The sequence below is a fragment of the Streptomyces sp. HNM0574 genome (genome assembly GCF_012726235.1).
Taxonomy (GTDB): Bacteria; Actinomycetota; Actinomycetes; order Streptomycetales; family Streptomycetaceae; genus Streptomyces.
Genome location: NZ_JAASAH010000023.1, coordinates 43,294 through 69,730 on the forward strand (window position 1 = coordinate 43,294; position 26,437 = coordinate 69,730).

At 74.1% G+C, this 26,437-nt stretch carries 23 protein-coding genes; 4 read left to right on the forward strand and 19 right to left on the reverse strand.

Annotated features, from left to right (window positions below):
- Window positions 1-231: 231 nt before the first annotated feature.
- Complete coding sequence (locus tag HCC30_RS26950; protein WP_169445520.1) at window positions 232-1,371, forward strand: phospholipase D-like domain-containing protein; 1,140 nt, start codon at window positions 232-234, stop codon at window positions 1,369-1,371.
- Window positions 1,372-1,390: 19 nt separating this feature from the next.
- On the opposite strand, the gene HCC30_RS26955 is transcribed toward HCC30_RS26950, so the two are convergent.
- The 13 genes from HCC30_RS26955 to HCC30_RS27015 all read right to left on the reverse strand — a co-directional run bounded on the left by HCC30_RS26955 (window position 1,391) and on the right by HCC30_RS27015 (window position 14,964).
- A complete protein-coding gene (locus HCC30_RS26955) occupies window positions 1,391-2,197 on the reverse strand; it encodes a metalloregulator ArsR/SmtB family transcription factor (protein WP_169445521.1) in 807 nt (268 codons plus the stop codon).
- A 177-nt stretch (window positions 2,198-2,374) separates the two neighbouring features.
- A complete protein-coding gene (locus HCC30_RS26960; RefSeq protein ID WP_169445522.1) occupies window positions 2,375-3,352 on the reverse strand; it encodes a Ppx/GppA phosphatase family protein in 978 nt (325 codons plus the stop codon).
- Window positions 3,349-3,897 (reverse strand): DUF501 domain-containing protein, encoded by a 549-nt coding sequence (locus HCC30_RS26965; protein ID WP_169445523.1) that lies wholly within the window; start codon window positions 3,895-3,897, stop codon window positions 3,349-3,351. Before HCC30_RS26965 ends, HCC30_RS26960 begins: the two co-directional genes overlap by 4 nt.
- Before the next feature lie 88 nt (window positions 3,898-3,985).
- On the reverse strand, window positions 3,986-4,453 hold the full coding sequence (locus HCC30_RS26970) for a septum formation initiator family protein (protein WP_169445524.1): 468 nt from the start codon (window positions 4,451-4,453) through the stop codon (window positions 3,986-3,988).
- 220 nt (window positions 4,454-4,673) lie between these two features.
- The gene (gene eno / locus HCC30_RS26975) at window positions 4,674-5,954 is read right to left on the reverse strand and encodes a phosphopyruvate hydratase (RefSeq protein WP_169445525.1); all 1,281 of its coding nucleotides are present in this window, start codon (window positions 5,952-5,954) and stop codon (window positions 4,674-4,676) included.
- Window positions 5,955-6,201: 247 nt separating this feature from the next.
- Window positions 6,202-7,203, reverse strand: coding sequence for a transglycosylase family protein (locus HCC30_RS29100; protein ID WP_346776831.1), 1,002 nt, complete (start codon window positions 7,201-7,203; stop codon window positions 6,202-6,204).
- 171 nt (window positions 7,204-7,374) lie between these two features.
- Window positions 7,375-8,661, reverse strand: a complete 1,287-nt coding sequence (locus tag HCC30_RS26985) for a cytochrome P450 (RefSeq protein ID WP_169445542.1) — start codon at window positions 8,659-8,661, stop codon at window positions 7,375-7,377.
- Window positions 8,662-8,791: 130 nt separating this feature from the next.
- On the reverse strand, window positions 8,792-9,241 hold the full coding sequence (locus HCC30_RS26990) for a MarR family transcriptional regulator (RefSeq protein ID WP_169445527.1): 450 nt from the start codon (window positions 9,239-9,241) through the stop codon (window positions 8,792-8,794).
- Between the two features lie 29 nt (window positions 9,242-9,270).
- On the reverse strand, window positions 9,271-11,115 hold the full coding sequence (gene asnB / locus HCC30_RS26995; protein WP_169445528.1) for an asparagine synthase (glutamine-hydrolyzing): 1,845 nt from the start codon (window positions 11,113-11,115) through the stop codon (window positions 9,271-9,273).
- Window positions 11,116-11,529: 414 nt separating this feature from the next.
- A complete protein-coding gene (locus HCC30_RS27000) occupies window positions 11,530-12,297 on the reverse strand; it encodes a lysoplasmalogenase (RefSeq protein ID WP_169445529.1) in 768 nt (255 codons plus the stop codon).
- Between the two features lie 76 nt (window positions 12,298-12,373).
- Window positions 12,374-13,417 carry a nucleoside triphosphate pyrophosphohydrolase gene (locus tag HCC30_RS27005; RefSeq protein WP_169445530.1) on the reverse strand — a complete coding sequence of 348 codons (1,044 nt, stop codon included), beginning with the start codon at window positions 13,415-13,417 and terminating at the stop codon, window positions 12,374-12,376.
- A 70-nt stretch (window positions 13,418-13,487) separates the two neighbouring features.
- Window positions 13,488-14,165, reverse strand: a complete 678-nt coding sequence (locus HCC30_RS27010) for a SurA N-terminal domain-containing protein (RefSeq protein WP_169445531.1) — start codon at window positions 14,163-14,165, stop codon at window positions 13,488-13,490.
- 187 nt (window positions 14,166-14,352) lie between these two features.
- Window positions 14,353-14,964 carry an HPP family protein gene (locus tag HCC30_RS27015; protein WP_346776832.1) on the reverse strand — a complete coding sequence of 204 codons (612 nt, stop codon included), beginning with the start codon at window positions 14,962-14,964 and terminating at the stop codon, window positions 14,353-14,355.
- Between the two features lie 148 nt (window positions 14,965-15,112).
- Here HCC30_RS27015 and HCC30_RS27020 point away from each other — a divergent pair, with 148 nt between their 5' ends.
- The gene (locus HCC30_RS27020; RefSeq protein ID WP_169445532.1) at window positions 15,113-15,721 is read left to right on the forward strand and encodes a CGNR zinc finger domain-containing protein; all 609 of its coding nucleotides are present in this window, start codon (window positions 15,113-15,115) and stop codon (window positions 15,719-15,721) included.
- A 12-nt stretch (window positions 15,722-15,733) separates the two neighbouring features.
- On the opposite strand, the gene HCC30_RS27025 is transcribed toward HCC30_RS27020, so the two are convergent.
- On the reverse strand, window positions 15,734-16,483 hold the full coding sequence (locus HCC30_RS27025; protein ID WP_206324387.1) for an HNH endonuclease family protein: 750 nt from the start codon (window positions 16,481-16,483) through the stop codon (window positions 15,734-15,736).
- Between the two features lie 194 nt (window positions 16,484-16,677).
- The gene (locus tag HCC30_RS27030; protein ID WP_169445534.1) at window positions 16,678-16,830 is read right to left on the reverse strand and encodes a hypothetical protein; all 153 of its coding nucleotides are present in this window, start codon (window positions 16,828-16,830) and stop codon (window positions 16,678-16,680) included.
- Window positions 16,831-17,246: 416 nt separating this feature from the next.
- On the opposite strand from HCC30_RS27030, the gene HCC30_RS27035 reads away from it, so the two are divergent.
- A complete protein-coding gene (locus HCC30_RS27035) occupies window positions 17,247-18,428 on the forward strand; it encodes an acyltransferase family protein (protein WP_169445535.1) in 1,182 nt (393 codons plus the stop codon).
- 58 nt (window positions 18,429-18,486) lie between these two features.
- Here the strand turns inward: HCC30_RS27035 and mfd are convergent, their stop codons facing one another.
- Window positions 18,487-22,047 (reverse strand): transcription-repair coupling factor, encoded by a 3,561-nt coding sequence (gene mfd, locus HCC30_RS27040; protein ID WP_169445536.1) that lies wholly within the window; start codon window positions 22,045-22,047, stop codon window positions 18,487-18,489.
- Between the two features lie 416 nt (window positions 22,048-22,463).
- On the opposite strand from mfd, the gene HCC30_RS27045 reads away from it, so the two are divergent.
- The gene (locus tag HCC30_RS27045; RefSeq protein ID WP_169445537.1) at window positions 22,464-22,778 is read left to right on the forward strand and encodes a hypothetical protein; all 315 of its coding nucleotides are present in this window, start codon (window positions 22,464-22,466) and stop codon (window positions 22,776-22,778) included.
- Window positions 22,779-22,883: 105 nt separating this feature from the next.
- On the opposite strand, the gene HCC30_RS27050 is transcribed toward HCC30_RS27045, so the two are convergent.
- From HCC30_RS27050 to HCC30_RS27060, 3 genes are all read right to left on the reverse strand, one after another.
- Window positions 22,884-23,780 (reverse strand): cellulose-binding protein, encoded by an 897-nt coding sequence (locus HCC30_RS27050; protein ID WP_169445538.1) that lies wholly within the window; start codon window positions 23,778-23,780, stop codon window positions 22,884-22,886.
- 158 nt (window positions 23,781-23,938) lie between these two features.
- A complete protein-coding gene (locus HCC30_RS27055) occupies window positions 23,939-25,042 on the reverse strand; it encodes an LCP family protein (RefSeq protein WP_169445539.1) in 1,104 nt (367 codons plus the stop codon).
- Between the two features lie 81 nt (window positions 25,043-25,123).
- On the reverse strand, window positions 25,124-26,437 hold a 1,314-nt coding region (locus HCC30_RS27060), incomplete at its 5' end, for an SUKH-4 family immunity protein (RefSeq protein WP_206324381.1).

Here is a 26,437-nt window from a genome sequence, read left to right on the forward strand (position 1 = left end):
GGTCCGAACTCCCGTGTACGCAGGGCCAGTTGGCCCGCGTGTGGCAGCGCCGCGCCGACGGACACCCGACCGGTCCCGGAGGAACGCCCGCCCGGCCGTCGTCCCGTCGCCCGATCGGCAGGAGTCGTGGGGCCGTTCACGGGATGCGGCGGCGGCACCTCCGCCCCGGCGCGCGCGGCGGTCACTACGTTGTGGCCTCTCTCCCCGCCGGTCCCCCGTGAGAAGAGCGCCGTGAAGCAGCCGTACCTCGCCGCCCGTGCCGTGCTGAGCGCCCTCGCGCTCGCCGTCCTCGCCACCGCCCCGGCCACCGCGCACGAGGTGCCCGGCGTCGGGACCGGGGCCGTCTTCAACGATCCGGGTGGGAGCGCGGCGGAGCAGAGCCGGGTGCGGGACCACATCGTGCGGCTGATCGGCCTGGCCCCGCGCGGCGCGGTGATCCACTCCTCGCTGTACGCGCTGGACGACACCGTCGTCTCCGACGCGCTGATCGCGGCGCACCGGCGCGGCGTCGCCGTCCGGCTGGTCCTCGACGAGAAGCACTCGGCCGCGCCCGCCTCCCGGGCCGTCCTGCGGGCCCTGGGGACGGACCGGAGCCGGCCCTCGCACGTGGTGGTGTGCCCGCGCGGAACGGGCTGTGTCTCGACGGTGCGGCCGTCGATCAACCACAACAAGTTCTTCCTGTTCTCCCGCACGGGGGACGCGGAGAACGTGGTGGTCACCTCGTCGGCGAATTTCACCGGGCTGAACCTGACCCGCTTCTTCAACAACGTCTACACCCAGCCGGACAGCCCCGAACTGCACCGCGCCTACCGCGACTTCTGGACGGACCAGGCGAGCGGCACCGTCCGCACCGAGGACTACGGGACGACGTCCTCGCTGCCCGGCGGCCTGGAGCTGGCCACCTTCCCCCGCGCCTCCGGGGACCCGCTGGCCGAAGCGGTGAGCGGCGTGGAGGCGGTGGACGGCGGGGGCGAGCCCGCGGTCATCCGGGTCGCGACGCCCTCGCTCACCCGGACGTCCGTGGCCGAGGCCCTGCGTTCCCGCGCGCGGGCGGGGGCGAAGGTCGAGATCGCGTACACGGCGATGGGGGCGTCCGCCGGGCCGATGCTGGAGCACCCGAACATCACGCTGCACCACCTCGACGGGGCGGCGAGCGGCGCGAAGACCGTCCACTCCAAGTACCTGGCCGTGGACGGGAATCTGGCCGGCTCGCCGGACGGCAAGACCGTCTGGGTCGGCTCGCACAACCTGAACATGAGCTCGCTGGTGGACGACGACGAGAACGTCCTGCGGGTCCCCGGCGCGGCCGTGCACGACGCCTACCGGGACAACTTCCGCGAGCTGCGCGCGTACGCCCTCGCGCGCCCCTGAGCCGGCCTCCGGGCCCGGCTCACTGCGGCAGCGGGTCGCCCGTCTCCAGGAGGGTCTTGAGGCTCGCGAGGAGCGCGGGCCAGCCCTCGCCGATCATGCCGCGCAGGGTGCTGTCGGGCTCGAAGTCGTCGTGCACGACGGTGAGTTTGACCATCTCGCCGAGCGGCTCGAGGTCGAAGGTGACCTTGGAGCGGCGCTCGGCGGCCAGCCGCGCGCGGGTCTCCTCGTCGACGCCGACGGAGGCGGCCCACTCCGGCGTGAAGGTGTGCCAGGTGTACGCCAGCCTGCGGCCCGGCTCCGCCTCCAGGACGACCTGGCCGGGGTCCTCGGTCCGGCTGCGGCTCTGCGCGCCGTCGCCGCCCTCCTCCCAGACCATCGCCGAGCCGACGGCCCAGTCCGTCTCCAGGGCGACGCCCCAGTACCTGCGGGTGAACGCCGGGTCGGTCAGCGCCTGCCAGAGGCGCTCGGGCGTGGTGCGGATGTACGTCATGTAGACGAAGGCGTCGTTGCTGGTCATGGCGGGCTGCTCCAATGCGGTCTTCAGGTCGGCGAGGGCGCGCACGCGCTCTCGGTCGTACTGCCGGATCCACCGTTCGGAGAGCGCGTGGATCGGCTCGGCGTTGAGGTAGTGGAGCTTTTCCCGGCCGCGCCGGACGGTCGTCACGAGATGCGCCGCCTCCAGCAGCGCCAGATGCTTGCTGACGGACTGCCGCGCCATGTCCAGTCCCGCGCACAGTTCGCGCAGGGTCTGCCCGTTGTGTGCGTTCAGGCTGTCGAGCAGGGCACGGCGGCTGGGGTCGGCCAGCGCCTTGAACACCTCGTCCATCACGTGCTCCCTCCCCGGATATGCAGCTGTTTGGCTGCCTTCAGCATAGGCAGCCGAACGGCTACCTATCAACCGGAGCGGACGGTACCCGGACGCGGACACGAAAAAGCGCGGTCCCGCCCGCCGTCCTCCGGGGACGGCGGGCGGGACCGCGCCGTGGTGCTCGGGCTCGCGGAACTACCGCTCGGCCACGGCCTCCTCGGCCACCTTGTGGGCGATGCCGTCGAGGATGTCGTGCTCGCTGACGACGACCTCCTCGGCACCCGTGCGCTCCATGATCGCGAGCAGCACCAGCGCGCCCGCCGAGATCACGTCGACCCGCCCCGGATGCATCACCGGGATCGCCGCGCGCTCGTCGTGGGTGGCCGCCAGCAGCCGCTCGGTGATCTCGGCGACCTGCTCGTGACCGAGCCGCGAGTGGTGGATCGCCGCGGAGTCGTACGCCTCCAGGCCGAGGGCGATCCCGGCGAGCGTGGTGACCGTACCGGCGAGGCCGACGAGCGTACGGGCCCGCTCCAGCGGGACCGTCGCGGCGACGGTGTCGAGCGCGGCCTCGACGTCCGCGCGCACGGCGCGGATCTGCGCGTCCGTCGGCGTCGGGCTGACGGCGCCGTCCTGGACGAAGTGCCGCTCCGTCATGCGGACGCAGCCGACGTCGACGCTGCGGGCCGCCGTCACGTGCGCGTCCCCGACGACGAACTCGGTGGAGCCGCCGCCGATGTCGACCACCAGGTACGGCGCCGCCGCGAGGTCGCCGCGGCCGGCGAGCTCCTTGGTGGCACCGGTGAAGGAGAACTCCGCCTCCTCGTCCCCGGTGATGACCTCGGGCTCCACCCCGAGGATGGCCACGACGCCCGCGACGAACTCGTCCCGGTTGGCGACGTCACGGGAGGCGGAGGTGGCCGCGAAGCGCAGGCGCCCGGCGGGGACGCCGAGTTCGCGTATCACCCCGGCGTACGTACGGCAGGCGGCGAAGGTGCGCTCCAGCGCCTCCGGCGCGAACCGGCCGGTCCGGTCGACGTCCTGGCCGAGGCGGACGATCTCCATCCGCCGGTCCAGCTCGGTCAGTTCACCCGTCGCCGGGTCGATGTCGGCGACGAGCAGCCGGATGGAGTTGGTGCCGCAGTCGACGGCGGCGACGCGGGTGACGGTCACTGGGCCTTCTCCTCACCGGGGGTCTTCTCGGGGCCGCAGGAGACGCAGGGGCCCTTGCTCCACCACTCGGGCAGCATCGCCAGGGCCTCGTCCCCCAGCGGGTTGACGCCGGGACCCGCGACCAGCGAGTGCGCGACGAGGACGTGCAGACACTTCACGCGGTCCGGCATGCCGCCCGCGCTGGGGAAGCCCTGGAGCACCTCGATGGCGTCCCGGCGGGCGATGTAGTCCTCGTGCGCGGCGCGGTAGGCGGCGGCCAGCTCCTCGTCCTCCTGGAGCCGGTCCGTCATCTCCTTCATCACGCCGTTCGCCTCCAGCGTGCCGATGGCGGAGTTGGCGCGCGGGCAGGTCAGGTAGTACGTCGTCGGGAACGGGGCGCCGTCGGGCAGGCGCGGTGCCGTCTCCACGACGTCCGGCAGCCCGCAGGGGCAGCGGTGCGCGATGGACCGCAGGCCGCGCGGCGGGCGGCCGAGCTGCTCCTGGAACGCGGCGACGTCGGCGTCGGTCGGCGGGGTGGGCTCGGTCTGCGGCGGGGGCGTTTCCATCGGGTGCTTTCGCTGACTTTCTGCGTACGGGACAGGGACGGGCTCGGAGACAGTACGGGGCAGGGCGGGGGCGGGACGCGGCAGGGGATCAGTCGCCCTGGTCGGCGCGGTCGACCCCGTCCCAGAGGTTCTGGTACCAGGGGCGGTCGGCGGGGCGCCGGTCGGCCGGTCTGGTCGGGTCGGCCGTGCCGTCCCGGACGATGTACCCGAGCTCGCCCGGACGGACGAAGTGCAGGTGGCGGCGGGCCTGTTGCTCGACGTAGGCCGGGTCGCGCCAGCGCGCCTTCTCCTCGCGCAGCTTCCTGACCTGCTCGCGGGCCTGCTCGGCCTGACGGCGCTGATCGGCGATGTCGGAACGCTGCGAGACGTACTGCCGCATCGGATAGGCCAGGGCCACGACGAGGGAGCACACGACGAGCGCGAGCAGCGCGGCGCGGCCCGTCAGCCTGCTGCGGGGGGCGCGTACGCGGCGGGTCTGCGCACGGTAGACGCGCTCCGCGGCCTGCGTACCGAGAGCCCTGAGCCTTGTCGCGGTGGAGAACCGGTCCGCGGGCACGTTCCTCTCCCCTGTCCATCCGGCACGGCTGCGCCGGTCATGGCTGTCCTCGTCCGTCCGGGGACGGACCGCCTCCGCCCACGGTCGGACGGAAGCGAGTCCCCGCCACCGTACGGGAACGGCGACGGGGACTCGCGCACTTCAGCCTCGCCGGGGCTTCGCCACCGGGGCTCCGCCACGGCCCGGCGTCAGTGAGGGCCTGCTGGTCCTGCGGTGGGGGTCAGCCCTTGAACCGCGGGAAGGCGCTGCGGCCCGCGTAGACGGCGGCGTCGTCGAGGATCTCCTCGATGCGCAGCAGCTGGTTGTACTTGGCGACGCGCTCGGAGCGGGCCGGGGCACCGGTCTTGATCTGGCCGCAGTTGGTGGCGACGGCCAGGTCGGCGATGGTGACGTCCTCGGTCTCGCCGGAGCGGTGGGACATCATGCACTTGAAGCCGTTGCGCTGGGCCAGCTCGACGGCGTCCAGGGTCTCGGTCAGCGAACCGATCTGGTTGACCTTGACCAGCAGCGAGTTGGCCGCGCCCTCCTCGATGCCGCGGGAGAGGCGCTCGGGGTTGGTGACGAACAGGTCGTCGCCGACGAGCTGCACCTTGTCGCCGAGCTTGCCGGTGATGATCTTCCAGCCGTCCCAGTCGTCCTCGTACAGCGGGTCCTCGATGGAGACCAGCGGGTAGTCGGCGACGAGCTGCTCGTAGTACTCGGTCATCTCGGCGGCCGAGCGCTGCTTGCCCTCGAACTCGTACTGGCCGTCCTTGTAGAACTCGGAGGCCGCGACGTCCAGGGCGAGGGCGATGTCCTGGCCGGGGGTGTAACCGGCCTTCTGGATCGCCTCGAGGATCAGGTCCAGCGCCTCGCGGTTGGAGCCGAGGTTCGGCGCGAAGCCGCCCTCGTCGCCCAGGCCGGTGGCCAGGCCGCGCTGCTTCAGGACGGCCTTGAGCGCGTGGTACGTCTCGGCGCCCCAGCGGACGGCCTCGGAGAAGGACTCCGCGCCGACCGGAGCGATCATGAACTCCTGGATGTCGACGTTCGAGTCCGCGTGGGAGCCGCCGTTGAGGATGTTCATCATCGGCACGGGCAGCATGTGCGCGTTCGGGCCGCCGAGGTAGCGGAACAGCGGCAGGTCGCTGGCCTCGGAGGCGGCGTGCGCGACGGCGAGGGAGACGCCGAGGATGGCGTTGGCGCCGAGCGAGGACTTGTCGGCCGTGGCGTCCAGGTCGAACATCGCCTGGTCGATCAGGCGCTGCTCGGTGGCGTCGTAACCGACGAGCTCCGGGCCGATCTGCTCGATGACGGCGAGGACGGCCTTCTCGACACCCTTGCCGAGGTAGCGGGCCGAGTCACCGTCACGGAGCTCAAGGGCCTCGAAGGCACCGGTCGAGGCGCCGGACGGAACGGCAGCACGACCGGTGCTGCCGTCGTCGAGGCCGACCTCGACCTCGACCGTGGGGTTGCCTCGCGAGTCGAGGATCTCGCGGGCTACGACGACGTCGATGGACGGCACGAGGATCTCCTTCATCTGGGTCTGGCTTGCTGCCCAGAGCCTAACCGGCCCGGATGACGATTCCGGCGGGCCACTCCTGTCCCGCCCGGTGCCGGAGCGCGGCGCGGGCGCGCGCCGGAACCGGCGTACCGCGGGAAACCGCTGTTCAGCGGTGGCGGGGCGGAGGGACGCCGGGGTGCGGCCGGCGGGGAATGTTTTTGTTTCGCCCGGGAAGAAAATGCCTCGGGGCCGGGTGCTTCCCGCCGGGTCAGAGGGTGAGGTGCTGGCCCGGGAGGATCAGGTCGGGGTCGGCGCCGACGGTCCGCTCGTTGCGCTCGTAGAGCCCCGCCCAGCCGCCCTCGACGTCGTGCTCGGCGGCGATCCGGGAGAGCGAGTCCCCCGGCCGCACCTCGACGCCCGTGCCGGGGCGCGCGTGCTTGCCGCCGCGCGAGGGGTGCCCGTCGCGGTCGCCGCCGTCCTCGCCGGAGGGGTGCCCGCCGTCCTCGGCCGGCTCGCCGCGGTGCTTGCCGGTGCCGGGCTGGGAGGGCTCCTGGTCCTGCTCCGCGTCGCCGCCCTGGCCGGGGTGGCCGCCGGGAGCCGTGTCGCCGCCGTCGCCCTCGGGGGAGCCGTCGGACGGAGCGTCGGACGCGTCGCCCGACGGGTTCTGGGACGGGTCCTCCGCGCCGGGGGCCGTCGGGTCGGCGGAGGTGTCGTCCGTGGGCGCCTCCGTGGGCTCGCCGGAGGTGTCCTCGCCGGGTGAAGTGGCGTCGTCCGTGGGCGGGTTGGACGGGTCGCCGGTGGGCGGCGTCGAGTCGCCCGGGACCGGGGTGGCGTCGTCCGTCGTGCCGTCACCGCCGGGGGTCGGGGTGTCCTCGCCGGGGGACGGGAGGTCGAGGGGCGGGTCGAGGATGCTGCCCGGGTCGACGCCGGGGTCCTCCTGGTCACCCGCGTCGAGGCCGGCGCCCGCCGAGCAGCTGGGCCACGCCTCGGGGCCCTCCGCGTCGAGGATCTTCTCGGCGACGGTGATCTGCTGGCCGCGGCTGGCCAGGTCGGGGCGGTCGGCGAAGTCGGTGCCGCCGTACTGCTCCCAGGTCTGCTGGGTCAGCTGGAGCCCGCCGTAGTAACCGTTGCCCTCGTTGGCGCTCCACAGGCCGCCGCTCTCGCACTCGGCCACCTTGTCCCAGGTGGCGGCGTCGGCCGCGGAGGCGCCCGAGGCGCCGAGCAGCGGCAGGGCGAGACCCGCGCCGGTGACGCCCGCCGTGACGAGCACGGTGGGGGCCTGGCGGGGTCGTCGGTGGCGACCGTTACCGGAACGCATGGGTGACCTCTCGTAGGACAGCGGAACCGCAACAGCGAGTGGCGCCCGAACGTAGCGTCGAATCCCGGGAGTCACAAGTCCGTGTCGCGTACATCACGCCACGGTCACACCGGTGACGCCGCGTCACTTTCCGGGGTGCTCCGGGGGGTTGAACGCGACGGGCAGTGTCCGTAGACCCCGCATGATGAGGCCGCCCCGCCAGCGCAGATCCTCCGGTTCGGCGGCCAGCCGGACGTCCGGCAGCCGGCGCAGCAGGGTCGCGATCGCGGTCTGTCCCTCCAGGCGGGCGAGCGGCGCCCCGAGGCAGTAGTGGATGCCGTGCCCGTAGCCGAGGTGCTGGTTGTCGGCGCGGGTGAGGTCCAGCACGTCCGGGCCGGCGAACTTCTCCGGGTCGCGGTCGGCGGCCGCCAGGACGACGAGGACGGGCTCGCCCTCCTCGATCCGCTGCCCGCCGAGCGTCAGCGGCTGCGTCGCGAAGCGCCAGGTGGCCAGCTCCACCGGCCCGTCGTAGCGCAGCAGCTCCTCGACGGCGCGGGCGAGGAACTCCTCGTCCCCGTCCGTCCCTTGGCCGGCGGCCTGTTGCAGCCGGGCCCGCTGCTCGGGGTGGCGGAGCAGCGCGTAGGTGCCGTTGCCGATCAGGTTGACGGTGGTCTCGAAACCGGCGAAGAGGAGGATGAAGGCCATCGCGGCCGCCTCGTTCTCCGTCAGGTGCTCGCCGTGGTCGCTGGCGCGGATCAGGCCGGAGATCAGGTCCTCGTCGGCGCCGGCCGGCTGCTCGGCGAGTTCGGCGCGCTTGCGGTGGATGAGCTGCGCCAGATAGTTGCGCATCTTCTTCACGGCCCGGCCGACGCCGCCGCGCGGGGCGTTCCCGTGCCGCAGCATCATCGCGGCCCAGTCGCGGAAGTCGTCCTGGTCCTCGGCCGGGACGCCGAGCAGGTCGCAGATGGCGTAGATGGGCAGCGGGAACGCGAACTCGTGGATCAGGTCCGCCTCGCCGGGACCGTCCCCCTCCTGGCGGGCGAGGATGTCGTCGATGAGCCGGTCCGTCAGCTCCTGGACGCGCGGTGCGAAGGCGGCGACGCGGCGCGGGGTGAACGCCTTGGCCACCAGCCGCCGCAGCCGGGTGTGGTCCGGCGGGTCGATGTTGAGCAGGTGCGTCATGAGGTTGGCGCTGCGCTCGCCCGGGATGCCGACCTTGCCCTTGCCGTGCGCCGAACGCTCGCCGTGGTACCCCGGGTTCTTGCTCAGCCGCTGGTCGGCGAGGGCCTGGCGGGCGTCCGCGTACCGGGTCACCAGCCACGCCTCGACCCCGCTGGGCAGCCGCGTCCGGCGCACCGGCGCGTGCGCGCGCAGCCAGGCGTACGCGGGGTACGGGTCGGCCGCGAACTCCCAGTCGAACAGCGTCGGCATCGGGGGCGCGCCGTCCCCTTCCGCGTACGGGCAGCCGGGGGCCGGTGCGGGGACGGGCGGTGAGGCCGGGTCGGGGGAGGTCGCGTCGTGCACCCTCCGACGCTAACGGAGCGCGGCGGGGCGCGGCCCGTCAGCCCCCGGCGCCCGGGACGGCCGGGTCCGCGAGGCGCCGGAGCAGCGGGGCCGTGGCGAGGACGTGCGCCGCGTCCTCGGGCGCGAGGAGGCCGAGGCGCCGGGTGAGCGCCTCGGCCTCCCCGTGCGCGACGCCGCTCAGCGTCCGGCCGCCTGCCTCGGTGACGGCGACGCGGGTGGCGCGGCCGTCCGTCGGGTCGGGCTCACGCCGCACGAGGCCGGCCGACTCCAGTTCGGCGACGACGGCGGTGGCCGTCGGCTGGGAGCACGGGACCCGCTCGGCGAGGACGCCGACGCGGCTGGGCCCGCCCTCGGTCAGCAGCGAGAGGACGATCAGCTGCGTCGGCTGCAGCCCTCCCGTGGCCCCCGCCCTGCGCAGGGACCGCAGCAACCGGTGCAGGGACAGGACCAGTTCGAGTGCCGCACCGTCGTCCTCGCGGGCCCCCATCGCTCCCCCATGGGCTCGTCCTGATCAGGTCAAGAGAGTGTAAGGGTGGGCGCGTACATGTCGATCCAGAGGGCGAGGTCGAGGGTGCGCTCCAGGCCGCGGCGGGCGGACTGGGTGATCTGCGGGGTGTCGACCTTCACGGCCCGCTCCAGCCAGGTGCGGCTGACGAGGTCGAAGACCTGGTGCGAGGGGCGGGACAGCAGGTCCTTCAGGCTCTCCTGGAGCGCCTGGTGGTATCCCGGGTCCTGGGTGGAGGGGTACGGGCTCTTCACCCGGTCGTAGACGGAGCGCGGCAGGACGTCGGCGGTGGCCTCGCGCAGCAGGGTCTTCTCGCGTCCGTCGAAGGACTTCAGCGACCAGGGCGCGTTGTAGACGTAACTGACGAGCCGGTGGTCGCAGAACGGGACGCGTACCTCCAGGCCGACGGCCATGCTCGCGCGGTCCTTCCGGTCGAGGAGGACGCGGACGAAGCGGGTGAGGTGGAGGTGGCAGATGCGGCGCATCCGGTACTCGAAGTCGCTCTCCCCGTCGAGGCGTTGGACCGCCGCGACGGCCGTGGCGTAGCTGTCCGCGACGTAGCCGGGGATGTCGAGGGCGCGGGCGAGGGAGCCGGTGAGGATGCCGTCGTCCTCGCCGAAGGTCGCGCCGGAGGCGCCGGTGAGCCAGGGGAAGGTGGTGGCCCGCAGCGCCTCCGGTTCGAAGAACTGCTTGTAGCCGCCGAAGACCTCGTCGGCGGACTCGCCGGAGAGCGCGACGGTCGAGTGCTGCCGGATGGCCTGGAAGAGCAGGTAGAGGGAGGCGTCCATGTCGCCGAAGCCGGCCGGGATGTCGCGGGCCCTGATGACGCGGGAGCGGACCTCGGGGTCGGCGAGTTCGGCGGAGCCGAGGACGATGTCCTGGTGCTCGGTCCCGCTGACGCGGGCGACGTCGTACACGAACGGGGTGTCGGGGGTGCCGCGCAGCTCGTCGGGCACGAAGTTCTCGGTCCGGCCGACGAAGTCGACGGCGAAGCTGCGTACGGTCTCGCCGCTCCCGGCGAGCCGGCGGGCGGCGAGCGCGGTCATCGCGGAGGAGTCGAGGCCGCCGGAGAGCAGGGTGCAGCGGGGCACGTCGGAGACGAGCTGGCGGGCGACGATGTCGTCCATCAACTCCCGTACGTGCGCGACGGTTTCGTCCCGGCCGTCCGGGTGCGGGCGGGTCTCCAGCCGCCAGTAGACGTGGGTGCGGACGCCGTCGGCGCCGACGGTGACGACCGTGCCCGGCTCGACCTCCCGCATGCCCTCCCAGACGGCGTGGCCCGGTGTCTTGACGAAGGCGAACAGTTCACGCAGGCCGTCGAGGGTGACCTCGCGGCGGGCCAGCGGGTTGGCGAGGATCGCCTTCGGTTCGGAGCCGAAGAGGACCCCGTCCGCGGTCTCGGCGAAGTAGAAGGGCTTGATGCCCATCCGGTCGCGGACCATGACGAGCTGCCGCGTCCGGCCGTCCCAGACGGCGAAGGCGTACATGCCGTTGAGCCGCTCGGCGAACGCCGCACCCCACTCCAGGTAGGCCCGCAGCACGACCTCGGTGTCGGAGTCGGTGCGGAACTCGTGCCCGCGGCCCGCGAGTTCGCGGCGCAGCTCGGTGTAGTTGTACGTCTCGCCCGAGTACACCAGGACGACCCGGCCCTCGGGGGTGTCGACGCTCATCGGCTGCCTGCCGCCGGGCAGGTCGATGATGGCGAGCCTGCGGTGTCCCAGTGCCGCGGGCCCGGATATCCAGGTGCCGGTGTCGTCGGGTCCCCGGCAGGACATCGTCGCGGTCATGGCGTCGACGGTGTCGCGTTCGGAGGCGAGGTCCCTCCCGTAGGAGATCCACCCGGTGATTCCGCACATGTCGTCCTCCGGCTCCGACCTCTGGTGCGTGGCCGACGGTTCGTCTCAACTCCCCCGTTGTCACGCTCAGTTGCACAGGCTGCACCAAAGGTCATGTGTATCGGCCACCTATGTATATGCATCCTGCACGGGGCACGCGGAGCGCAAACCGCGCCTGTTCCTCGGGGGCCCAATTCACGCCAGGTTGCTCGGCGTTGGGGGCGCGGGGAACTGCGCGAACGGGCACGGTGTACGGGGTGGCCCGGTGACGGCAGTTGAGCACCCCGCGCGGGGGTGGCGGGCGCTGCGCCTATGGCGCAGTTCTCCCAAGCGGGGCGGGCCCGCGAAAAGGGGCGCGGGGAACTGCGCGAAAACCCGAGCCACGACGGACCCGCACCCCGCGACGTACAAGAGGGGGCACCCCGCGAAGCACCCCTAGGCGGCCGCCTCCGCCGCCTCCGCCCAGCCCGTGGCGATCAGGTACTGGCCGAGGATGTAGCCCGCCATGATCAGCACCTCCTGGGAGGGGAACTCGTGGCCCGCGGCCTGGAGGCCGATCAGGAGGTCGGAGGCGAGGAACGAGGCCGCGCCGACGGCCACCTTGCCGCCCACGCCCAGCGCCGCGGCCCCCATCGCGGCGAGCGCCAGGCTGTACCCGGCCGTCGGCAGCCGGAGCGCGGCGGGCAGCGTCGGGGCGAGCGCGGCGTTGGCCGCGGCCCAGGCGGCGAGGCAGCCGAGCGCCGGTGCGGGGCGGTCGCGGATGCCGCGCAGGCCGCCCAACTGGCCCGCCATGCCCGCCGTGTAGCTGAGCTGGGTGCCGAGGAAGGCGGCCATGCCGGTGAGGAACGCGGCCTCGCGCTCGTCCCACAGCAGGGCCGTGTCCCCGACCGTGGCGCAGGCGAGCCCGGCGACCAGCGCCTTCGGCGCACGCTCGGGCTCACCGGCGCGCGGGGTGCGGCGGCGCAGCGCGTACGAGGCGAGCGCGGGCATCAGCAGCGGCTTGGCCGCGCGCCGGGCGCCGCGCGGGGAACGCGCCGTGGCCAGGAGGTCGACGGCGGCGAAGGCGCCGTACGCGACGAGGGCGCCGCGCCCGTGCCCGTCCGCGCGGGCGAAGCGGGCCGTGGCCTCCTTCAGCAGCGTCCGCACTCCCGGCCCGGAGACCGCCGTCCGCACCGCACCTGCCGCACTCGCCGTGATCGTCATGGCGTACAGGCTGGCGAGCGACGGGCCCCCGGTCAATACCCGGGGGTAACTCGGGGCCGGGCGGCGGGTGTTGTGCTCACGCCTCGTCGTCGTCCGCGCCAGCGCCCTCGGCCGCGCGGATCGCGTCGCGGTAGGTGCGGGCCGCCGCGCGGAGGGCGGTCTCCGGGTCGGTGCCCTCGGCCTCGGCCCGGGCGGCCAGGGCCAGCAGTTCGTAGCCGAAGGCGCCGCCCTCGGGGAGTTCCGCGGGCTGCGGGAAGGGCACCTGGAGGCCCTCCGTGCGGACGCGTCCGGCGAGCTTCGCGGCGAGCGCGAGCGCGGGCTGGCCGAGCGGGACGCCCTCGGTCACGGACGTGCGCCCCTTCTCGGCGGCCTTGGCGCGGAGCCAGTGGGCCCGGACGTCCTCGGGCGTGGCGGCCTCCTCCTCGCCGAAGACGTGCGGGTGCCGGTGGATGAGCTTCTCCACGATCCCGGCGGCGACGTCGTCGACGGCGAACGGTGCCTCCGGGTCCTCCTGCGCGATCCGCGCGTGGAAGACGACCTGGAGCAGGACGTCGCCCAACTCCTCGCACAGCGCGCCCCGGTCGCCCTCCTCGATGGCCTCGACCAGCTCGTACGCCTCCTCGACGGCGTACTTCGCCAGCCCGCGGTGGTCCCGGGCGCCGCTCCACGGGCACTCCTCGCGGATGCGGTCCATGACCTGCACGACGTCGATCAGCCGGGCGCCGGGCAGGTCGTAGCTGCCGGGGAGCAGTTCGAGCTCGGGCATGTCCTCGCGTCCGGAACCGGCGAGCCGGGCCAGCCCGTCCGTCAGCCGCGGCTCCCCCTCGGCGGTGGCGACGACGACCGCCGTGCGCCCGCCCTCGCGGCACAGGTCGACCAGCTCGCGCGCCGTGGGACGCACCCCGGACTCGACCTCGACGCCGGCCTCGCGGAGGTACGGGAGCTGGGGGTGCGCGGGGTCGGCACAGACGACGCGGTCGGCGGTGCGCAGCGCCTGCCAGGCGGGCCAGGACAGCAGCCCGGGGGCCACCCGGTGGGTGGTGGTGAGCAGGACGATGCGGCCGGTGCCGGGGTCGCCGTGGTGGCCGGGGGCGGTGCGGGAGGCGTCGGAGGCGTTCACGCTTCGAACGTAGCGCAGGCCGGGCGGCGGCGGGGCCCGGCCCCCGGCCGCCCCCGCCCGGAGCCGGGCGTCACTGCGGGATCGCGCCCTGTTGCTGCTGGGCGGCGCGGTCGGCCTGCTTGGCGCTGAGGTCCTGGAGCCACGGCTCGGTGGTGGAGCTGAGCGTGGCCTTCTTCGCGTCCCAGGTGCCGAAGCGCGGGTTGACGTCGATGCCCATCGCCTCGGAGGTCTTGGCGAGCTCGGCGTTCAACTGCGCGTTGCCCTGCGGGGAGCGCGGGTCGATGCCCGCCTTCCGCGCGATCTTGTCGACGGCGAGCTGCATCCGGATGCGGTCGTCGATCTCGTCAGGCGCGACGCCCTGCTGCTGGAGCAGCATCACCTCCAGCTGCTCCCGGCCGCCCGCCTGCTTGGCGAGTTCGGCGCGGGTGCGCTGGATCTCGCCCCGGCTGACGGACACCTTCGCGTCCTCGGCGGCCTTGGCGACGATCCGGTCGCGGAGCATCCCGTCCAGCTTGGCGCGGGTCAACTGCCCGCTGCCGGAGATCATTTGCTCGCTCTGCGGCGCCGAGCGCTGTGCCGTCCGCACCGCCTCGACGCGGCCCTGGAGCGCCCCCGTGCTGATCCGGTCGCCCTTCATCACGGCCGCCGCACCGGGGTGCGCCTCCTGGCCGCAGGCGGTGAGCAGGGGTGCTCCCACGAGGAGGGCGGCGGAGACGGCGAGCGCGGACCTGCGGCGACGGCTGTGCATGTGGCCTCCCGGCGGCGGCGAGGGTCGTGCGACGGCACACGACCTGGCGAAGATCGATGGTAGGGAGTCGACGTGGCGCTGACCACAGATTCGACACATCTCCGCTCAACGAGCCACGCACGCACCGGTAGCGCCCGCGCCTCCCCCGGCCGCAGACTCCCGGAAGCCGCACCGCCGCCGGGGGCGGTCACCACCAGTACAGCGGGTAGTTCCGCCGGCCGGCCCGGTTCGCGAGGAGGCCGACGCCGACGAGCAGCACGCAGGCCAGCGCCAGCAGGGCCATGAACGCGCCGAAGGGAGGGCCCGAGACGGTGACGATGACCGCCGTCGCGACGGCGGGCGAGTGGCTGACCCGCAGCGCGAGCATCACCCCGAGCGCGAGCCCGCCCGCGACGACCGCGCTCCACACACCGCGCCCGCCGACGTACAGCACCAGGAACCCCGTGAGCGCGGAGGCCAGTTGGCCGCCGATGACGTTGCGGGGCTGGCCGAGCGGGGTCGCGGCGGCGCCGGCGACGAGGGACATGCTCGCGGCGAGCGGCGGGAGGAGCAGCGTCTGCCCGAGCGCCACGCCCACGCCCGCGAGCAGGGCCAGTCCGGCGAGGCTGGTGACGGTCGCGAAGGCCACGGCGCCGGGCCCCGGGTGCGCGGGCGCCTTGCTGCGGTACCAGCGCGCAGGCCGGCCGCCGGGAGCGGTGGGCGGCTCCGGGACGTTGGCCGGGGGGACGGGTGCCGGAGGGTGCGGGTCCGTGCTGCCGGAGGGGGAGGTGACCGTGGTCTCGGTCGGGGGCTGGGGCACGGGACGCCTTTCCGTCTGCGGGGTGCCGGACGGGGCACGGGTTCGTCGTGGTGCGTCGCCGGGCGGGCTCCCAACAGCCCCCGTGGTGACGCCAGTTCGGACCTTCCCATGACTACTAACGGAAAACAAGAGGGGTTAGCGTTAACTCATGAGTGGCCCGACGATCGCGGACATCCCGGTGCAGGGCGAGCCGCCGGCTCTCGACCTGGTCAACACGACCTTCGTGAAGGGAGGCACCCGCGGCCGGCTCCTCGACGTCCTCGTCACCCCCGAGCAGCTGGTCGACTGGCTCGGGGCACACGCCGAGACCCTGGGCCCCGGCCTGACCCGCGACCTCGCGCGCACCGCACCGGCCGACGCCGACGTGCTCCGCTTCCGGGAACTGCGCGGCGCCCTGCGCCAGTTGCTGACCACCCTGCTCGACGGCTCCGACTGGCCGCCCGAGGCCGTACGCCGGGTGAACCACGCCGCGCGCACCGCCGCGAGCTGGACCCAGCTGCCCGCCGCACCCACCGGCACGGCCCACGAGGTGTGGTCGGTGCCGGACCCGGCGGGCGCCGCGCTGTCCCGGGTCGCCGCCTCCGGCATCACGCTGCTGACCGGCCCGGACCGGGACGCGCTGCGCGCCTGCCGCGCCCCGGGCTGCGTGCTCTTCTTCGTCAAGCAGCACCAGCGGCGCGAGTGGTGCTCCACGGAGTGCGGAACCCGGGCCCGGGTCGCCCGGCACGCGCGGAAGAAGCGGGCCGGAGAGGGGTGACGGCGGCCGGTCTCAGGCGGCGCACTCGCCGCGCATGGCGCGCTGGTCGGCGTCGGTGACGGGGAGCCGGTACTTCTCCGCGACCTGGGCGAAGCGGACGACGTACGCGCAGCGGATGCCGCGGTCCGGCGGGAGCCAGTCGGCCGGGCCCGAGTCGCCCTTGGCCGCGTTGGCCGAACCCTCCGAAGGGAGCAGGTTCAGCGGGTCGTTGGCGAGCTGCTGGCGCCGCTCGTCGGTCCACCGCGAGGCGCCCATCCGCCAGCCGTAGGAGAGCGGGACGACGTGGTCGATCTGGACCTCGGCGGCCTTCGCCTTCCGCCAGTCGATCTCGGTCCCGGTGTACGGGTCGTGCAGCGTCATCGACTCCACGACGCAGTCCGAACCGGAACGGTGGCGCAGGTCCCGGCCGTCGCGGGCGAGCATGTCGTTGCGGGTGTCGCAGCCGTTGCGGCCGAGGGGGACGCCGTCGACGGTGTCCTTCCACGCGTAGCCGAAGGCGTCCCGCGCGTACCCGTCCGCGCCCGAACCGGCCCGCGCGGAACGGGTGCCGAGCCCGTCGATCAGCGCGCGGGCCTCGGCGCGGTCGGCCTCGGAGGTGAGCGGGGCAAGCCCCGGCTCGGTGCCGTCGGGGTTGTCGAGCGGGTTCACGGCACCCGACGCCGCGCTCGCGCCCGGCGAGGCGCCCCCGGAAGCGGAACCGCCGCCCGGGCTGCCCTCACCCCCCGGGACCTCGCAGCCGGTGAGGGCGAGGGCGGCGGCCAGGAACGGGGTGACGGCGACGAGCGTGCGTCTGCGGCGTCCGGCCCGGGTGCGGGGGCCTATTCGGGTCACGGCAGTCCAATCCACAAGGCGGCAGGACTCCCGATCCTAGGCAGCGGCGACCGTCTGACCTGGGGCGGGAGCAGGGATCAGCCGTCATGTGACCGATTCCGGCGGGCCGTTGGCGGCCTGTCGGGTCAGGCGCGCGGCTCGGCGGGCTCGGCGGCCGGCCGGGGCGTCACCCGGACCCGGTCGGGGGCGGGACGGCCGCGCCGCACCGCGTGCGCCGCGTCGATGCCGAGGGCCACATCACGGAGGAAGGAGACGAACCGGCGCCATACCGTACGCACATCAACCACATCCACTGGTCGGGCGGAACACGCGGGGAGGGGACGGCCGGAGCCCCGGCCGCCTGCTCCCGTACCCGCCCCGGGACCGGCAGGACGACGGGCCGGCCGATCGCCACCCGGAAGGGCGGCTCGCCCCTGCGCCGAGAGGGTGCCCCCCCCGCTGACGCCCCGCCAGGCCCCGTTCGCACGCGGGGAGACGAGGGCGGCCATCCGCGCGCAGCCGAGTGTTCACGTGCGTCTCACCGGCCGTGCACGCCCGCCAGGGCCGCCGCCACTACCTTCCCCGGTCAGGACCACAGCGCAGCAGCACGGACCACAGCGCACCGGCCCGCCGCACCGACCGGCGCCGGACCGGGCGCACCGACCACAACGGGCGGCCCGCGGCGGCGGGCCGGCGGGGAGAGGGGCGGCGTCACATGCCGACGGATCCGAAGGGCACCTCCCGACGGGAAGCGGACAGCGGCAGACGGGGCCTGACGGCACGGCTGAGACAGGGAAAGCCGAAGCCTCGCGGAGGCACCGCGCGCGATCCGCACTGGGACAACGTCCGGCTCGTCTCCGGCACCCTCGTCCTCGTCGGGCACCTGATCGAACCGCTCGGCACCGTCGACGGGCTGCGCTGGGTGTACGTCACCAGCTGGGCGATGCGGGTGCCCGTCTTCGTCATCGTCGCCGGGTACTTCAGCAGCGCCGGTCCGCTCAGCGCACGCGAGCTGCGGCGGCTGACCGAATCGGTGCTCGCGCCCTACCTGCTGATCAGCCTGCTGCACACGCTCCAGCTCAAACTGCTCTACGGCGACTGGACGTTCTTCGTCGGCGACCCCGCCTGGGGCCTGTGGTTCCTGCTGTCGCTGTTCGTCTGGCGGCTGCTGCTGCCCTACCTGGCGGTGCTGCGATGGCCACTGCCGCTGTCGATGCTGGCCTCGCTCGCCGTCGGCTACATGGGCAGCTTCGGGGCGACGTTCTCCGCCTCGCGGACCCTCGCCTTCCTGCCGTTCTTCGTGCTCGGCTGGCAGCTGCGGCAGGGGCACGCGCGCAGCGCGGGCGTCACCGACGAGCTGCTGCACGCCCGTTGGACCCGCTGGGCCGCGGTGGGCGTCCTCGCCGTCACCGCCGCGGCGGGCTGGGTCTTCCGGTACCGGATCGACACCGCCTGGCTGGCGATGCGCGCGCCCTACGCGGACTCCGTGCCGCTGGAGCCCGAGTGGGCGTGGGGGCTGCGCGGGATGGTGCTGGTGTGCGGCATGGTGATCGCGCTGAGCTTCATCCGGCTCGTGCCGAAGCGGCAGCTGCCCGTGGTGACGTACCTCGGCGCGGGCGGCCTGTACATCTACCTGCTGCACCCGCTGCTGCTGCGCGCCCTCACCGCCGTCTGGGACGTCACCTCCGTCGGCCCCTGGCCCGAGCAACTCGCCCTGCTCGCCCTCGGCGTGACGCTCGCCGCGGCCCTCGGCTCACCCCCCGTACGACGACTGACCCGCCCCGTCGTCCAGCCCCGGCTCCCCTGGCTGTACGCCCGGGAGCCGGAGCCCCTGAAGGGGGCGCGGGGAACTGCGCGAACCACCACGACGCACCCGGAGCCGGCGACGCGCGTGTAGGGGCACGCCCTCGCCGTCGTGGTGCTGCGCTTGCCGGCCCTGCGCCGCTGACCGACGCCTACCCCGAGACGATCGTCGTCAGGAACTCCCCCGCCCAGGCCAGCAGATCGCGGCCGACGACCGGCTTGCCGCCGATCCCGCCCGCCTTCGGCCGCGGCACCAGCACCTGCTGCGTCGCCGCCTTGATCGTCGAGCGCGGGTAGACCCGCTTGAGCCGCAGCTCCTGCGACTCGCGCAGCTCGATCGGCCCGAACCGGACATTGCTGCCCTGGAGCGTGATGTCGGTGACGCCGCAGGAGCGGGCCAGCATCCGCAGCCCGGCCACCAGCAGCAGGTTCTCGACGGGCTCGGGCAACGGGCCGTACCGGTCGGTGAGTTCCTCCCGCACGGCGGCGATGTCCGCCTCCGTGTTCGCCGCCGCGATCGACCGGTACGCCTGGAGACGCAGCCGCTCGCCGGGCGCGTAGTCGTGCGGGACGTGCGCGTCCACCGGCAGTTCGATCTTCACCTCCAGCGGCGGCTCCTCGGCCTCCTCGCCGCCCGCCTCCAGCGAGGCGCGGTAGTCGGCGACGGCCTCGCCGACCATGCGGACGTACAGGTCGAAGCCGACGCCCGCGATGTGCCCGGACTGCTCGCCGCCCAGCAGGTTGCCCGCGCCGCGGATCTCCAGGTCCTTCATCGCGACGTACATGCCCGCGCCCATCTCGGTGTGCTGGGCGATCGTCGCGAGCCGCTCGTGCGCCGTCTCGGTGAGCGGCTTCTCCGGCGGGTACAGGAAGTACGCGTACCCGCGGTCCCGGCCGCGGCCGACCCGGCCGCGCAGCTGGTGCAGCTGGGACAGGCCGAAGTTGTCGCCGCGCTCCAGGATGAGGGTGTTGGCGTTGGAGATGTCGATGCCGTTCTCCACGATCGTCGTGGAGACCAGCACGTCGAACTTCTTCTCCCAGAAGTCGACCACGACCTGCTCCAGCGCCTGCTCCGACATCTGCCCGTGCGCCGTCGCGATCCGCGCCTCCGGCACGATCTGCCGCAGCCGGGCCGCCGCCCGGTCGATGGACTCCACCCGGTTGTGGATGTAGAAGACCTGGCCCTCGCGCAGCAGTTCACGCCGGATCGCGGCGCCGATCTGCTTCTCCTCGTACGGGCCGACGAAGGTCAGCACCGGGTGCCGCTCCTCCGGCGGCGTGGTGATCGTCGACATCTCGCGGATGCCGGTGACGGCCATCTCCAGGGTGCGCGGGATCGGCGTCGCGGACATCGTCAGCACGTCCACGTTGGCGCGGAGCTTCTTCAGCTGCTCCTTGTGCTCGACGCCGAACCGCTGCTCCTCGTCGACGATGACGAGCCCGAGGTCCTTGAACTTCGTCTCGGAGGAGAACAGCCGGTGGGTGCCGATGACGACGTCGACGGTGCCGTCCTTGAGCCCGTCCAGTACCGCGCGCGCCTCGGTGTCCGTCTGGAAGCGGGACAGCGCCCGCACCGTCACGGGGAACTGGCCGTACCGCTCGGAGAAGGTGCCGAAGTGCTGCTGCACCAGCAGCGTCGTCGGCACCAGCACCGCGACCTGCTTGCCGTCCTGCACCGCCTTGAACGCGGCCCGCACGGCAATTTCAGTCTTGCCGTAGCCGACGTCGCCGCAGACCAGCCGGTCCATCGGGACCGACTTCTCCATGTCGCCCTTGACCTCGCCGATCGTCGTCAGCTGGTCGGGCGTCTCCGCGTACGGGAAGGCGTCCTCCAGCTCGCGCTGCCAGGGCGAGTCCGGCTCGAAGGCGTGCCCGGGGGCCGCCATCCGCGCCGAGTACAGCTTGATCAGGTCGGCGGCGATCTCCTTGACCGCCTTCTTGGCGCGGGCCTTCGTCTTCGTCCAGTCCGAGCCGCCGAGCCGGTGCAGCGAGGGCGCCTCGCCGCCGACGTACTTGGTGACCTGCTCCAGCTGGTCCGTCGGCACGAACAGCCGGTCCCCCGGCTGCCCGCGCTTGGCGGGCGCGTACTCCACCAGCAGGTACTCGCGGGTGGCGCCCTGCACCGTGCGCTGCACCATCTCGATGTACCGGCCGACGCCGTGCTGTTCGTGGACGATGTAGTCGCCGGACTGGAGCGTCAGCGGGTCGATCTGCTTGCGCCGCCGCGCGGGCATCCGGGCCGCGTCCTTGCCCGCCGCCTTCTGGCCCGAGAGGTCCGTCTCCGTCAGCACCGCGACCTTCAGGCCCGGGTCGACGAAGCCGTTGTCCAGGGAGCCGCAGGCCACCTGCACCACCGAGGGCACCGGCTCCGTCCGCTCCCCCGCCAGCCGCGCCGCGACGCCCTCGCCGCCCAGCACCTCGACCGTCCGCGCCGCCGGGCCGTGCGCCTCCGTGACGTACACGCAGCGCCAGCCGTCGGCCAGCCAGCCCTTGGTGTCGGCGAGCGCGCGGGCGGTGTCCCCGCGGTACGACTCGGGCGCGCGCATGCCCAACCGCAGGACGTCGCCGTCGAGTTCGTCCCCCGTGCTGTCGTCGGTGGCCGCGAAGGGGCTCACCGACCACCACATGACGCCCAGCTCGCGCGCATGCTCGCGGACCTCCGCGATGCCGCGCAGCGAGGCGGCACCCACGTCGATCGGCGCCTCGCCGCCCCCGGCCGTCGCCGCCCAGGACGCCTGGAGGAACTCCTGCGAGGTGGCGACCAGATCGGCCGCCCGGGTCCGCACCCGCTCCGGGTCGCAGACGACGGCCATGCTGCGCGCGGGCAGCACGTCCAGCAGCAGCTCCATCTCGTCCACGAGCACCGGCGCGAGGGACTCCATGCCCTCGACGGCGATCCCCTCGGCGATCTTCCCGAGCAGCTCCTGGAGTTCGGGGTGCTCCTCGGCGAGGGCGGCGGCGCGCCGCTTCACGTCCTCGGTGATCAGCAGCTCGCGGCAGGGCGGCGCCCACAGGCCGTGCTCGGCGACCTCCAGCGACCGCTGGTCGGCGACCTTGAAGTACCGGATCTCCTCGACGTCGTCGCCCCAGAACTCCACCCGGAGCGGGTGCTCCTCCGTCGGCGGGAAGACGTCCAGAATGCCGCCGCGGACGGCGAACTCGCCGCGCTTCTCCACCAGTTCGACCCGCGCGTACGCGGCCGCGGCCAGCGCGTCCACGACCTCGCCGAGATCGGCCTCCTGGCCCTGCCGCAGCGCGACCGGCTTCAGCTCACCCAGCCCCTTCACCTGCGGCTGGAGGACGGCCCGAACCGGCGCCACGACGACGCTGACCGGCCCCGTCTGCGGGTCGTCCGCGCTGGGGTGGGCGAGCCGGCGCAGCACGGCCAGGCGGCGGCCGACGGTGTCGGAGCGCGGCGAGAGCCGCTCGTGCGGCAGCGTCTCCCACGAGGGGAACTCCACCACCGTGTCCTCCTCGCCGGAGGGCATCAGCGAGCGCAGCGACGCCGCCAGGTCCTCCGCCTCCCGCCCGGTGGCCGTCACGGCCAGCACCGGCCGCTGCGCGAAGCGGGCCAGCGCGGCGACGGCGAAGGGGCGGGCCGCGGGCGGGCCGACGAGGTCCACGTGGTGCCGGTTGCCCTCGGCGGCGGCCTGCACGGCCTCGTCGAGCGCGGGGTCCCGGGCGACGGCGTCGAGCAGGCCGGTGAGAGACATGAAGGGCGTTCCGTCCCGTGTGCGTGAGGGGTGGCGGCGGCCGCGGCCGCCCGGCCACCCGGGCTTGGTCGTCCGCTCGCGGCGCGGGCCGCCCGGATCGCCGGGCGGGCGGGCATCGCAAGCGCCCCGGCACGCGCCGCGGGCCGGGTACTCCAGCGTACGACGCCGCCACGACAGCCGTTCCTGGTCCACGATTCCCGCCGGCCGCGGGACGGGCGGCCGGGGACGGGGGCGGCGCCCCGGGGTCCCCCGTTCTGACGACACGGGCGTGGCCGGGGCCCGGCGCGTGCGTGCGCTGACTACCGTCCGTCTCCTCCGCCGTCCGGCCCCGCGAGGTCCGCACGGCCCCCGCCCCGCCCGGCCGTCCCGGCCGCACGGGCACCACCCGAGCACGTACACGAGTAAGGAAACACCCCATGCGTCTCCGTTCCACCGCCCGCGCCGCCGTCGTCGCCTCCGCCGTCCTGCTCGGCGCGGGCGCGGGCGGCACCGCCTTCGCGGCCCCCGCCGACTCCCCCGCGACCTCGGGCGGCGCCACCAGCACCAACGGTTCCGACACCGCCGGCGGGACGAAGGCCGCGGACGGCGCCAAGAACCCCGAGGGCGAGGTGTCCGTACTGAAGGGCAACGACAAGCCGGACACCGGCGGCATCACCGGCAACAGCAAGGGCAACAGCCTCGGCGGCAAAGCCCTCGACGCCCTCACCGGCGGCGGCGACGGCCTCCTCTGAGCCGGACGGGACACCGCCCCGCACACCACGAGCGCCCCGCCGCGGCCGTCCTCGACGACGCGGCGGGGCGCTCGTATGCGGTCCGGGCCGGCCCGGTCGGCCCCGTCAGCCGGGGAGGGAGGCGCCCTCGTCCGGTGCCTTGCCCGTGAGGGTGGCCAGGCTGCTGCGGACATGCGCCATGTGCTCGCGCATCTCCTCGCGCTGCTCCTCGTGCTCGCGCAGCACCCGCTCGGTCTCCCGCTCGGTGCTCTCCTGGCGCATCCGCGCCGCGGTGAGCAGCTCCTCGGCCCTGGCCTCGGCGTCCTCCTGCCGGTGCCGGGCCGCCTCCTCGGCCTCCGCGTGCTTCCGCTTCGCCTCGTTCAGCAGCCGCTCGCCGTGCTCGTCCATGTCCGCGATCCGCGCCTCGACCTGGCGCTCCCGGTCCGCCAACTCGCGGTCCAGCGCGTCCGATTCGGCGGCGTGCTCCTTCTCCTGGTCGGAGAGGAGCGCGGCGCAGCGGCGGGACATCTCCTGCAACGCGTCGGCGGCCTTGCGCCGGGCCGCGTCCGTCTCGTCGCGGGCCTCGGTCCGGATCGCGTCGGCCTCGGCGCCGGCCGTGTCCAGGGTCCGCTCGGCCGCGGCCTCCGCCTCGGCGCGCCGCGCGGCCGCGTCCTCGCGGGCCGCGTCCTTCAGCGCGCGGCCGTCCGCGTCGGCACGGTCGGCGGTGGCCTGCGCGTCGGCCTCACCGGTCGCGCCGATCTCCGCGACCTCCTCCTCGGTGAGCGCCAGCAGCCGCTGGGCACGGGCGCCGAGCGCCTCGTAGTCCTGCGGCGGGAGCGCGGCGGCCTCGGCCTTCAGCCGCTCCGCCTCCTCGGACGCCTCCTGCACCCGCAGCGTCAGCTCCGAGGCCCGGCCCCACGCCGTCTCCTGCTCCGCGACCAGGTCCGACACCGTGCCGTCGACCTGGTCCGGCCGGTAGCCACGACCCCGTACGACGACGAACCCGTGCGGCGACGCACTCATAACGAGCCCCTTACCTCAACAACTCACAAACCGACGATGGAACCGGCCCGGTACCACACCCGCGGCACCGCGACCGCGGCACACTCGCGACATCCCGTACACCCGGAAGGAAGCGCGCATAACGCGACACTCCGCCCGGACGCTCCGACCAGGATGCGCTACCGCACCCTCGTAGCCGTAATCGGCACATCTCTCCGCAACTGATCAAAAAGGGCGCGGGCCCTGGCCGAGTCCCACAGCACCACATCCCCCATCCCTGCCACGTCGAGCCCGGCATCAGCCACGGGAACCGTCGTCGTTCCCCCGTCACCGCCCGTCAACCCTCTGACCTGCCATGCCATCCATGTGAGTGACAGCACACCGGTCCCGTTGTCGACGGTCACGGCGTCCAGCACCGAACCCGCGAGCGAAAAGAAGGCGAACGGATTGAGGAGGGCGCCCGGGCCCGTGGCCTCCCGCACCATCGCCGCCAGCAGCTGCTGCTGCCGCCGCACCCGGCCCAGATCGCCCGCCGCGTCGGTGTACCTGGCCCGGACGAAGCCCAGCGCCTGCTTGCCGTCCAGCTCCTGGCAGCCCGCGTCCAGATCGGCGCCCGCCTTCTCGTCCCGCAGCGGCTCGTCCAGGCACAGGTCGACGCCGCCCATCGCGTCGACGATGTCCACGAAGCCGAGGAAGTCGACCTCCGCGTAGTGGTCCACGCGCAGTCCCGTCGCCTGCTCCACGGTGCGCGTCAGCAGCCGCGGACCGCCCGTCGCATAGGCCGAGTTGAGCTTCGCGCGGCCCCGGCCCGGGACGTCCACGTAGCTGTCCCGCGGGAGGCTCACCAGGTACGGGCCCGCCTCGCCGTGGTGCAGCAGCATCATCGTGTCGGTGTTCCGCTCGTCCGCGCCGCCCACGTGCAGCTCGTCCCGCTCCCGCTTCGTCAGCCCGGACCTGGTGTCGGTCCCGATCACCAGCCAGTTCGTCCCCTCCCCCGGCTCGGGCCGCCCCTCGTCCTCCGGCATCGCCGCCGTCTGCCGCAGCCGCCCCTGCGCCCACAGGTACGTGCCCGCCACGTCCAGCACCGCCAGCACCGCGAGCACCAGCGCGATCACCTTGACCCGGCGCCACGCGTACCCGCGCGGCCGCACCACCCGCTCCCGCGCGCTCCAGCCCGGCCAGGCACCCCGGGGGCGCCGGCTGCCGCGCCGGCCGCCCGCCCGGTAGAGCGTGCTGCTGCTCTCCGGCGGCAGCGGCCCGCCGCCGCTCCCCGACTCACCCATGCGACGAACCTGGCACAGCGGCCCGGGCCCCGCCCGGCCACGCACCCGGACGGCGGACCGGCCGCGCTCACCGCGCGCGGCTCAGAACAGGCCGTCCCACATCTGCTCCAGCAGCACCGACCACCAGTTCTCCGGCGAGGACAGCGCCGCCGGGTCGAGCGCGGCCAGCTGGAGCTGGAAGTCGACCGTCCAGCGCCCCGCCTGCTCCTGCGTCAGCCCGTACCGCAGCGGCCACATCCGCCCCAGCAGGGCCATGCAGCGCACGAACTCCGGCAGCCCGGTGTTCACGAACTGCGGCTGCGTCGGCTGACCGCCCGCCGCCGCCTCCAGCGGCACGGCGACGATGTGCGCCGTCCCGTACTGGACGCACAGCTGCCGCCCGAAGTCGTTCCCCATCACCAGGTACGAACCGGCGTCGGCCGCGGGCTGCACCCCGCGCTCCTGCGCCAGCTCCGCCAGCGTCGGCACCGGCCGCCCCGGCTGCGCCTGACCCCAGAAGAACGGGTGGACGTCCACCGGCAGACCGGCCCACACCAGCGTCTGCCCGACCACGTCGGGCACGCCCTGCCGCGACACCGCGTGCTGGTCGAAGCGGAACACGCCCTGCGGGCCGAACGCCTGCTGCAGCTCGAAGCCCAGACCGTCCGGCGGCAGCGGCGGCACCGGCTGGATCTGGTGCTGCGGCGGCAGCGGCACCGGGTTCGGCGCCGGACGCGCAGGCCCGTCGGCGACCTGGTGCAACTCGCCCTGGTGCTCGATCAGATGACGCATCCCCTGCTGCCGCGAGGCGTGATCGGCGCCGTACGCCGCCGTGTGGCTCACCCGCACCTGCGGCCACGTCTCCCGGATCATCCGGGCGCAGTAACCGCCGGGCAGCTCGCAGGACTCCAGCTCGGTGTGCAGCTCCAGCACCTGCTGCGGCGGCACGTTCATGCCCCGCAGCTCGTGCAGGATCTGCCACTCCGGATGCGGCAGCCCCGGCGCGGAACGCCGGATCAACTGCTGCTCCGACCCGTCCGGCGCCCGGTACCGCAGCACGGCCATGTAGCCGGGGCCGACGGTCGGCACATCGGTGGGCTGGGGATAGCCATAGGCGGGGGCGCCGGGTGCTCCGGGTACGCCCGGCGCGCCCTGGGGCGGCATCGGGCCGGGGGGCGGGCCCGGGGGCGCGCCCGGCGGGGGGCCGGCGGGGGCGCCCTGCGGGAAGCCGTACGACTGGCCGGGTGCGCCCGGGGCGCCCGGAGGCGCGGGGGGCGGCATCGGGCCGGGAGCGGACGGCGGGGGGCCGGGCGGGGCGGGAGCGGACGGGCCCGCTGGGCCCATGGCGGACGGGTCCGCCAGCATCGTCGCCGCGTGGTGGACGCCGCCGCCGGACGTGCCTGCCGCGCCCGGGCC